This window comes from Citrobacter sp. Cpo071 (assembly GCF_030332765.1).
Lineage (GTDB): Bacteria > Pseudomonadota > Gammaproteobacteria > Enterobacterales > Enterobacteriaceae > Citrobacter > Citrobacter portucalensis.
In genome coordinates, this window is record NZ_JAOWHE010000061.1 from 23,816 (window position 1) to 32,995 (window position 9,180).

A 9,180-nucleotide genomic window follows, 5' to 3' on the forward strand; every position below is an offset into this window, starting at 1 on the left:
ATCATGGATCTCGCGTCATTACGCGCACAGCAGCTTGAACTGGCTTCTTCAGTGGTCCGCGAGGATCGTCTGAAGAACGATCCGCCGGATCTGATCGGCGGGGCGGACGTTGGGTTTGAGCAGGGTGGCGAAGTGACGCGAGCCGCGATGGTCTTACTGAAGTATCCCACGCTTGAACTGGTCGAATACAAGGTGGCGCGTATCGCCACCACCATGCCCTACATTCCCGGTTTTCTCTCCTTTCGTGAAACTCCCGCGCTGATGGCCGCCTGGCAACTGCTCTCGCACAAGCCAGATCTGCTGTTCGTTGATGGTCATGGCATTTCTCACCCGCGTCGTCTGGGCGTGGCCAGCCATTTTGGCCTGCTGGTGGACGTACCAACGATTGGTGTGGCGAAAAAACGGTTGTGCGGCAAGTTTGAATCGCTCGCTGCTGAACCTGGTGCGCTAGCGCCGTTGCTGGATAAAGGCGAACAACTGGCATGGGTCTGGCGCAGCAAAGCGCGCTGTAACCCGTTGTTTATTTCTACGGGTCACCGCGTGAGTATGGACAGCGCACTGGCGTGGGTTCAACGCTGTATGAACGGCTATCGTTTGCCGGAACCAACACGCTGGGCAGATGCGGTAGCATCCGAACGCCCGGCTTTTACTCGGCTTGCAGCAAAAACGCCCTATATCGGGTAAACTGCGGCTAATTTCCGTATTTGAGAACTCATCATGTTACAAAATCCGATTCACCTGCGTCTGGAGAAGCTGGAAAGCTGGCAGCACGTCACGTTTATGGCCTGTCTGTGCGAACGCATGTACCCAAACTACGCCATGTTCTGCAAGCAAACTGAATTTGGCGATGGACAGATTTACCGCCGAATTCTGGATCTGATTTGGGAAGCGCTGACGGTTAAAGACGCGAAAATCAATTTCGACAGCCAGCTGGAAAAATTTGAAGAGGCCATTCCTTCTGCAGACGATTACGATCTGTACGGTGTTTATCCGGCGATTGATGCCTGTGTGGCATTAAGCGAGCTGATGCATTCGCGTCTTAGCGGTGAAACGTTGGAGCATGCAATCGAAGTGAGTAAGGCTTCGATTACGACGGTTGCGATGCTGGAAATGACTCAGGCTGGTCGCGAAATGACCGATGAAGAGCTCAAAGAGAACCCTGCCGTTGAGCAAGAATGGGATATTCAGTGGGAAATTTTCCGACTTTTAGCCGACTGTGAAGAACGCGATATTGAGCTGATAAAAGGGCTGCGTGCAGACCTGCGCGAGGCTGGCGAGAGCAATATTGGTATAAATTTTCAGCAATGACACCACAAAACGTGATTTAACGCCTGATTTGTCGTGCCTGAAGGCTTCCCATCCGCCCCCGGTCTGGTCTACATTTGGGGGGCGAAAAAAAGTGGCTATCGGTGCGTGTATGCAGGAGAGTGCTTTTCTGGCATTTCCGTCGCACTCGATGCTTAGCAAGCGATAAACACATTGTAAGGATAACTTATGAACAAGACTCAACTGATTGATGTAATTGCAGACAAAGCAGAACTGTCTAAAACACAGGCTAAAGCTGCTCTGGAATCCACTCTGGCTGCTATTACTGAGTCTCTGAAAGAAGGCGATGCTGTACAACTGGTTGGTTTCGGTACCTTCAAAGTGAACCACCGTGCTGAGCGCACTGGCCGCAACCCGCAGACCGGTAAAGAAATCAAAATCGCCGCAGCTAACGTACCGGCATTTGTTTCTGGTAAAGCACTGAAAGACGCGGTTAAGTAATTCGCGTGGCAGTGAACAGTTTTAACGAAGGGGCGGTTTCGCCCCTTTTGTCCATCTGGCGTCATACGCTTTGGCTTTCAGGTGTTCTGTTACTGTCTGCCTGCGGTAGCCATTCTGAGCTTCCTCCTTTCACGGCCAGCGGCTATGTTGGCGATCAGGGGGCGGTACGCATTTGGCGTAAAGACTCCGGTGACGATGTTCACTTGCTCTCGGTATTTAGTCCGTGGCGTAAAGGCGAAACCACTACCAGTGAATACCGCTGGCAGGGTGATTCGCTCTCTCTGATAGAACTCAACGTTTACAGTAAACCGGCTGAACATGTCCGTATACGCTTCGATGACCGGGGCGAACTGAGCTTCATGCAGCGTGAAGTCGACGGGCAAAAGCAGCAGCTTTCCAGCGATCAAATCGCGCTTTACCGCTATCGAGCCGATCAAATTCGCCAGACCAGCGATGCGCTGCGTCAGGGGCGGGTGATATTGCGTCAGGGACGTTGGCATGCGGATAACACGGTCACAACCTGTGAAGGTGAAACGCTGAAGCCAGACCTGGAGTCGTGGGCGATAAACCATATCGAGCGCCGCCAGAGACATTCATCCGTAGAGGTGAGTGTGGCATGGCTGGAAGCGCCCGAAGGGTCGCAGCTACTGCTGGTCGCCAATGAAGATTTTTGTCACTGGCAGCCTACAGCAAAAACTTTCTGAAAACCTGAATACAGGAAATCAGCAGGCCTGATCCGTATAGCGTCATCAGGCATTAAGTCTTTTACCAGTGGCCCATTCCCATATGACCGCCGCCGCGATGGTTACCGCCACCGCCGCATCCGCCGTAGCCCATTCCCGCTCCACGTGGCACGCCAGCCTGCGCCATTGCGACATCACGTTTAACGCGCTGCTCGTCCAGAGACTGATTCAACGCTTCCATCTCTTTTGCAACGGCGTTAATTTTTGCCGTGTCCGGCGAGCTGGCCGTTAATAGTGCGTTGTACTCATAACGTTTGGATGTCAGCTGTTGGCGCAACGCGCTGGTCTGGGAATAATAATCATCATAGATTTTCTGTGCGGCAGCCTGCTGCTCAGCGGTCATTGGCGTACCGCCCCGTTGCTGCATTCCATCACCATATCCCCAGTGATTCTGTGCCAGTACCGGGGTGGAGCCAAGTGCGATAAGAGAAAGTGCAATCAGTGCCAGTTTGTTGTTCCGTTTCATCGTTCGTTCTCCTGTTGGTTAGCTTACATTCCCTTTTGCATCTTCCGTGCCAAAGTGGCAATCCGAGTCCTGCGGGGCGTTGTACCCGCCGTCTTTGCAGGGAAACGAGTAAAAATGACTCGCCAGCGAGTCATTTTTACTCGTTACTTTCAGCTGTTTGTGTCTGAGGGCAGGGTTATCAGGGGGAAAAAATGGCATGATTTCTGCTGTATACCTGCAACGATGAAAGGAACAAGCGGGGTGAAGGGAGAGCGTATGCGTCTTTATAAGGATACGGTGGCAAAGTGGTTGAGCCGACTCTTGCTGGCGGCAATCCTGGTTTTGGTCGGCTGGTTTTCGATTATGACCATTCGGGACTATGGGCGGGAAAGTGGCGCCGCGCGGCAAACGCTACTGGAAAAAGGCAGTGTGCTCATTCGCGCTCTGGAGTCTGGTACGCGCGTAGGCATGGGGATGCGCATGCATCATGCCCAGCAGCAGACGCTACTGGAGGAAATGGCTGTACAGCCTGGCGTGCTATGGTTTGCTGTCGTCGATGAGCATGGTGTCATTATTACCCACAGCAATTCCGCGATGGTCGGCAAAACGCTCTATTCATCGGATGTCCTGCGACAGCTTAGTCCTGGGGAGCAAGAAAGCTGGCGGAATATTGAAATTCCAGCGAGGGATGGTGAAAAAACGCCAGCACTGGAAATTTATCGCCAGTTTCAGCCGATGTATGGTCCAGGACGCCACGGCATGGCGCGCTGTGCCAGCAATGACGGGCAGCTTATCACCCCTGCACAAACCATATTTATCGCCTTTGATGCCAGCGATCTGACAGCGACTCAGGCAAGGGAGTGGCGTAACACACTGATAGTCCTCTCTGCGCTGGCGGCTGTGTTGCTGGCCACCGTGCTGACGTTCTTCTGGTATCAGCGCTATCAGCGCTCGTACAAAGAACTCCAGGATGCGATGAAGCGTAAAGAAAAACTGTTAGCGCTCGGTCATCTTGCGGCTGGGGTGGCGCATGAAATTCGTAACCCGCTTTCATCGATCAAAGGGTTAGCGAAGTATTTTGCCGAGCGAACCCCGGCAGGAGGCGAGTCGCACGAGCTGGCACAGGTGATGGCGAAAGAGGCGGATCGTTTAAATCGGGTGGTGAGTGAGTTGCTGGAGCTGGTGAAACCTGCGCATCTGACGCTGCAAAAGGTGGATCTCAATGAGGTTATCACCCACTCATTACACCTGGTGAGTCAGGATGCGGCAAGCCGGGAAATCCAGCTCCGCTTTTCGGCCAATTCTACGCTGCCCGCTATCCAGGCCGATCCTGACCGACTGACTCAGGTTTTGTTGAATCTGTATCTGAACGCCATTCATGCGATTGGTCGTCAGGGCACGATCACGGTTGAAGCGAATGAAAGCAGCGGCGATCGCGTTAAAATTGTGGTTACCGATAGTGGGAAGGGGATTGCGGCGGAACAGCTGGAGGCCATTTTTACGCCTTACTATACGACCAAAGCTGACGGAACCGGCCTCGGGTTGGCGGTAGTGCAGAACATTATCGAACAGCACGGTGGCACCATTCAGGTGGCAAGCGTTGAGGGCAAAGGCGCGACCTTTACCCTTTGGCTGCCGACCAAAGCGAAACAACAGGATTAACAAGGATGACGCGCGGAAAAATCAATATTCTGGTGGTAGATGACGATATCAGCCACTGCACCATTTTACAGGCGCTGCTGCGCGGCTGGGGTTATGAGGTCGCGCTGGCCTATAGCGGGCGAGCGGCGCTGGAACAGGTGCGCGAACGCGTATTTGATTTAGTGCTGTGTGATGTACGCATGGCGGAGATGGACGGCATCGCAACGCTGAAAGAGGTTAAAGCGCTGAATCCGGCGATTCCGGTCTTGATCATGACGGCGTTCTCCAGTGTGGAGACCGCCGTTGAGGCGCTTAAAACCGGGGCGCTGGACTACTTAATCAAGCCGCTGGATTTTGACCGTCTGCAGGAGACGCTGGAAAAGGCGCTGGCGCATACGCGGGAAACGGGCGCTGAACTGCCATCGGCGTCGGCTGCGCAGTTTGGCATGATTGGCAGCAGTCCGGCGATGCAGAAGTTGTTCAATGAAATCGCGATGGTTGCGCCCTCGGATGCTACGGTGCTTATTCACGGAGACTCCGGTACGGGGAAAGAGTTGGTGGCCCGGGCGCTGCATGCCAGCAGCGCCCGTCGCGATAAACCGCTGGTGACGCTCAACTGCGCGGCGCTTAATGAATCGCTGCTGGAGTCCGAACTTTTTGGTCACGAGAAAGGGGCGTTTACCGGGGCGGATAAACGGCGGGAAGGTCGCTTTGTGGAAGCCGATGGCGGCACGTTATTTCTTGATGAAATCGGTGATATTTCACCGCTGATGCAGGTGCGTCTGCTGCGGGCTATCCAGGAGCGAGAAGTGCAGCGTGTTGGTAGCAATCAGACTATTGCGGTTGATGTCCGGCTGATCGCCGCCACGCATCGTAATCTGGCCGAGGAAGTCAGTGCCGGGCGCTTTCGTCAGGATCTCTACTATCGCCTGAACGTCGTCACCATTGAAATGCCAGCGCTGTGCCAGCGCCGGGAAGATATTCCGCTGTTAGCCGAACATTTTCTCCAGCGTTTTGCCGCGCGTAACCGTAAAGCGGTGAAAGGCTTTACTCCGCAGGCGATGGATCTGCTGATCCACTACGACTGGCCGGGCAATATTCGTGAGCTGGAAAATGCGATTGAGCGCTCGGTGGTGCTGCTGACGGGAGAATATATTTCCGAACGCGAGCTGCCGATGGCGATTGCCGCGACGCCGATAAAAACGGAATTCAGTGGCGAGATCCAACCGCTGGTGGATGTCGAAAAAGAGGTGATTCTGGCGGCGCTGGAAAAAACGGGCGGCAATAAAACGGAAGCCGCCCGTCAGTTAGGCATTACGCGTAAAACGCTGCTGGCGAAAATTTCGCGTTAGCGTTGCTCGCGTTCAATGGCGCGCCAGCCGATGTCGTTACGGCTGAAGCTGCCATCCCAGCGGATGTCGGTCATCAGGGCGTAAGCGCGTTTCTGCGCTTCAGCCACAGTATGACCCAGGGCGGTGGCGCACAGCACGCGACCGCCGCTGGTCAGCACACGGTCATCGTCAGCGAGTTTGGTGCCCGCATGGAACACTTTTCCGTCTTCTACTTCTTCCAGCGGCAGACCGTGGATCTCATCTCCGGTGTTGTAGTTGCCCGGATAACCTCCGGCAGCAATGACGACACCCAGCGAGGCGCGTTCGTCCCACTCGGAGGTTTTCTCATCCAGCTTGCCGTCGCAAGCGGCCAGGCAAAGCTCCACCAGGTCCGATTTCATGCGTAGCATGATCGGCTGGGTTTCCGGGTCGCCGAAGCGGCAGTTGAACTCGATAACCTTCGGATTGCCCTGTTTGTCGATCATCAGACCCGCGTACAGGAAACCGGTGTAGGTATTCCCTTCCGCCGCCATACCTTTTACGGTTGGCCAAATAATGCGTTCCATGGTGCGCTGATGCACTTCATCAGTTACCACCGGCGCTGGTGAGTAAGCACCCATACCGCCGGTGTTCGGGCCAGTGTCGCCGTTGCCTACGCGTTTGTGGTCCTGGCTGGTGGCCATCGGCAGCACGTGCTCGCCGTCGACCATTACGATAAAGCTCGCTTCTTCGCCGTCGAGGAACTCTTCGATCACGATACGGTGGCCCGCATCGCCAAAAGCGTTACCTGCCAGCATGTCATGAACGGCGGCTTCTGCTTCCTCCAGCGTCATCGCCACGATAACGCCTTTACCAGCAGCCAGGCCGTCAGCTTTGATGACGATCGGCGCGCCTTTCTCACGCAGATAGGCCAACGCTGGCTCAATCTCAGTGAAGTTCTGATATTCCGCCGTCGGGATCTGGTGACGGGCGAGGAAATCTTTGGTGAAGGCTTTGGAGCCTTCCAGCTGTGCAGCACCTTCGGTTGGCCCGAAGATCTTCAGGCCAGCGGCGCGGAACGCATCGACCACGCCAATCACCAGCGGCGCTTCCGGGCCGACGATGGTCAGGTCAATTTTCTCGTTCTGGGCAAAGCTCAGCAGAGCTGGAATATCGGTGACGCCGATAGCCACGTTCTGCAGTGCTGGTTCCAGTGCGGTGCCCGCGTTACCTGGTGCAACAAAAACGGTATCAACCAGCGGGGACTGTGCGGCTTTCCAGGCCAGGGCGTGCTCGCGCCCGCCGTTGCCAATCACTAATATTTTCATCGTCTGCTCCGTGGATTAATGGCGGAAGTGGCGCATGTCGGTAAAGATCATCGCGATACCGTGTTCATCGGCAGCGGCAATGACTTCGTCATCACGGATAGAACCACCGGGCTGGATAACGCAGCTCACGCCAACGGCGGCGGCAGCATCAATACCATCGCGGAACGGGAAGAAGGCGTCAGAGGCCATGGCGGAGCCTTTCACTTCCAGACCTTCGTCAGCCGCTTTAATCCCGGCGATCTTTGCGGAGTACACGCGGCTCATCTGGCCTGCGCCTATGCCGATAGTCATGTTCTCTTTGGCATAAACAATGGCGTTGGATTTCACGAACTTGGCGACTTTCCAGCAGAACAGTGCATCCCGCAGCTCTTGCTCGGTCGGCTGACGTTTGGACACCACGCGCAGTTCGCCTTCGCTCACCATCCCCAGATCCCTGTCCTGAACCAGCAAACCGCCGTTAACGCGTTTGAAGTCCAGGCCCGGTACACGTTGTGCCCACTGACCGCAGGTCAGAACGCGAACGTTCTGTTTGGCGGCGGTGATTTTCAGTGCGTCTTCGGTTGCGGACGGGGCGATGATCACTTCCACGAACTGACGGGAGATAATTGCCTGCGCGGTTTCGGCATCCAGTTCGCGGTTGAAAGCGATGATGCCGCCGAACGCGGAGGTCGGGTCGGTTTTATAGGCGCGGTCGTAAGCGTCGAGAATAGAGGTACTTACCGCCACGCCGCACGGGTTAGCGTGCTTAACGATCACACAGGCTGGCTCGCTGAACTCTTTCACGCACTCCAGCGCCGCGTCGGTATCTGCGATGTTGTTGTAGGAAAGCGCTTTGCCCTGTACCTGCTGCGCGGTGGCAACGGATGCTTCTTTAACATTCTCTTCTATATAGAAGGCAGCCTGCTGGTGGCTGTTCTCGCCGTAGCGCATATCCTGCTTCTTAATGAAGTTCAGGTTCAGCGTACGCGGGAAACGACCGGCGGCCTCTTTGCTCTCACCGTGGTAAGCCGGAACCATGCTGCCGAAGTAGTTGGCAATCATGCTGTCGTAGGCGGCGGTGTGTTCGAAGGCTTTAATCGCGAGGTCAAAGCGGGTTTCCAGAGTCAGGGAGCCTTCGTTGGCATCCATCTCTTTAATAATGGCGTCGTAGTCGCTGCTCTTCACAACGATCGCTACGTCTTTATGGTTCTTGGCTGCGGAACGCACCATGGTCGGGCCGCCGATATCAATGTTCTCTACCGCATCTTCCAGCGAGCAGCCTTCGCGTGCCACTGTCTCGGCGAACGGATACAGGTTTACAACCACCATATCGATAGGGGCGATACCGTGCTGTTCCATAATTCCGTCATCCTGACCGCGACGACCAAGAATGCCGCCGTGGACTTTCGGATGCAGGGTCTTCACGCGTCCATCCATCATTTCTGGGAAGCCGGTGTAATCGGAAACTTCGGTCACTGGCAGACCTTTCTCCGCTAACAGGCGCGCAGTGCCACCTGTAGACAACAGCTCCACACCACGTGCGGAAAGTGCCTGAGCGAATTCGATGATACCGGCCTTGTCAGAAACACTGAGCAGAGCGCGGCGGACTGGACGACGTTGTTGCATGGTAAATCCCCTGGATTTGACTATTACAGAGAGCGTTAGGTGAATTCTTGGCTAAAAACTCAGCTAACGCCCCTTACGGGGCATCCTTGTTTTGCGGGGGCATTGTAACGAAAACGTTTGCGCAACGCTCGCGAATTTTTAAATTTCGATTTTGACCTCTTCTTTTTCTGTTGAAGGAGGCTGATATAACGAGTGGATCGTAGAAACGATCGTGTGGTTTGTGGATAACTCTGTGTGTAAATGGGTATAAGGCGGGGTTTCGCTGTGGAATGCAGCAGTCAGTCATTTTTCTGTCATTTAAGGGTTGCGGGCCGCAGGAAACTCCCTATAATGCGCCTCCA

9 protein-coding genes are annotated in these 9,180 nt (G+C 54.9%); 6 read left to right on the forward strand and 3 right to left on the reverse strand.

Annotated features, from left to right (window positions below; genetic code table 11):
- Positions 1 to 3: 3 nt before the first annotated feature.
- From nfi to OGY09_RS02800, 4 genes are all read left to right on the forward strand, one after another.
- Positions 4 to 684 carry a deoxyribonuclease V gene (gene nfi / locus OGY09_RS02785; protein WP_032945656.1) on the forward strand — a complete coding sequence of 227 codons (681 nt, stop codon included), beginning with the start codon at positions 4 to 6 and terminating at the stop codon, positions 682 to 684.
- A gap of 33 nt (positions 685 to 717) precedes the next feature.
- Positions 718 to 1,308, forward strand: coding sequence for a YjaG family protein (locus tag OGY09_RS02790; protein WP_003842015.1), 591 nt, complete (start codon positions 718 to 720; stop codon positions 1,306 to 1,308).
- 186 nt (positions 1,309 to 1,494) lie between these two features.
- Positions 1,495 to 1,767 carry a nucleoid-associated protein HU-alpha gene (gene hupA, locus OGY09_RS02795; RefSeq protein ID WP_001044509.1) on the forward strand — a complete coding sequence of 91 codons (273 nt, stop codon included), beginning with the start codon at positions 1,495 to 1,497 and terminating at the stop codon, positions 1,765 to 1,767.
- A gap of 11 nt (positions 1,768 to 1,778) precedes the next feature.
- On the forward strand, positions 1,779 to 2,471 hold the full coding sequence (locus tag OGY09_RS02800) for a DUF1481 domain-containing protein (protein WP_032945667.1): 693 nt from the start codon (positions 1,779 to 1,781) through the stop codon (positions 2,469 to 2,471).
- 61 nt (positions 2,472 to 2,532) lie between these two features.
- Here OGY09_RS02800 and zraP read toward each other — a convergent pair whose 3' ends face one another.
- Positions 2,533 to 2,976, reverse strand: coding sequence for a zinc resistance sensor/chaperone ZraP (gene zraP, locus OGY09_RS02805; protein ID WP_032945657.1), 444 nt, complete (start codon positions 2,974 to 2,976; stop codon positions 2,533 to 2,535).
- Positions 2,977 to 3,231: 255 nt separating this feature from the next.
- On the opposite strand from zraP, the gene zraS reads away from it, so the two are divergent.
- On the forward strand, positions 3,232 to 4,617 hold the full coding sequence (gene zraS / locus OGY09_RS02810; protein ID WP_032945658.1) for a two-component system sensor histidine kinase ZraS: 1,386 nt from the start codon (positions 3,232 to 3,234) through the stop codon (positions 4,615 to 4,617).
- A gap of 5 nt (positions 4,618 to 4,622) precedes the next feature.
- Positions 4,623 to 5,948, forward strand: a complete 1,326-nt coding sequence (gene zraR / locus OGY09_RS02815; protein ID WP_032945659.1) for a sigma-54-dependent response regulator transcription factor ZraR — start codon at positions 4,623 to 4,625, stop codon at positions 5,946 to 5,948.
- Here zraR and purD read toward each other — a convergent pair.
- Entirely contained in the window at positions 5,945 to 7,234 is a 1,290-nt protein-coding gene (gene purD / locus OGY09_RS02820) for a phosphoribosylamine--glycine ligase (RefSeq protein ID WP_032945660.1), read from the reverse strand. The two genes, zraR and purD, sit on opposite strands and share 4 nt — an antisense overlap.
- A gap of 15 nt (positions 7,235 to 7,249) precedes the next feature.
- Positions 7,250 to 8,839, reverse strand: a complete 1,590-nt coding sequence (gene purH / locus OGY09_RS02825) for a bifunctional phosphoribosylaminoimidazolecarboxamide formyltransferase/IMP cyclohydrolase (protein WP_008787105.1) — start codon at positions 8,837 to 8,839, stop codon at positions 7,250 to 7,252.
- Between the last annotated feature and the right edge of the window lie 341 nt (positions 8,840 to 9,180).

Bases quoted from the DNA above. Each gene is read 5' to 3' on its own strand.
- purH (WP_008787105.1), bottom strand. From the start codon at position 8,839: ATGCAACAACGTCGTCCAGTCCGCCGCGCTCTGCTCAGTGTTTCTGAC.
- purD (WP_032945660.1), bottom strand. From the start codon at position 7,234: ATGAAAATATTAGTGATTGGCAACGGCGGGCGCGAGCACGCCCTGGCC.
- zraP (WP_032945657.1), bottom strand. From the start codon at position 2,976: ATGAAACGGAACAACAAACTGGCACTGATTGCACTTTCTCTTATCGCA.
- OGY09_RS02790 (WP_003842015.1), top strand. From the start codon at position 718: ATGTTACAAAATCCGATTCACCTGCGTCTGGAGAAGCTGGAAAGCTGG.
- nfi (WP_032945656.1), top strand. From the start codon at position 4: ATGGATCTCGCGTCATTACGCGCACAGCAGCTTGAACTGGCTTCTTCA.
- zraR (WP_032945659.1), top strand. From the start codon at position 4,623: ATGACGCGCGGAAAAATCAATATTCTGGTGGTAGATGACGATATCAGC.
- hupA (WP_001044509.1), top strand. From the start codon at position 1,495: ATGAACAAGACTCAACTGATTGATGTAATTGCAGACAAAGCAGAACTG.
- zraS (WP_032945658.1), top strand. From the start codon at position 3,232: ATGCGTCTTTATAAGGATACGGTGGCAAAGTGGTTGAGCCGACTCTTG.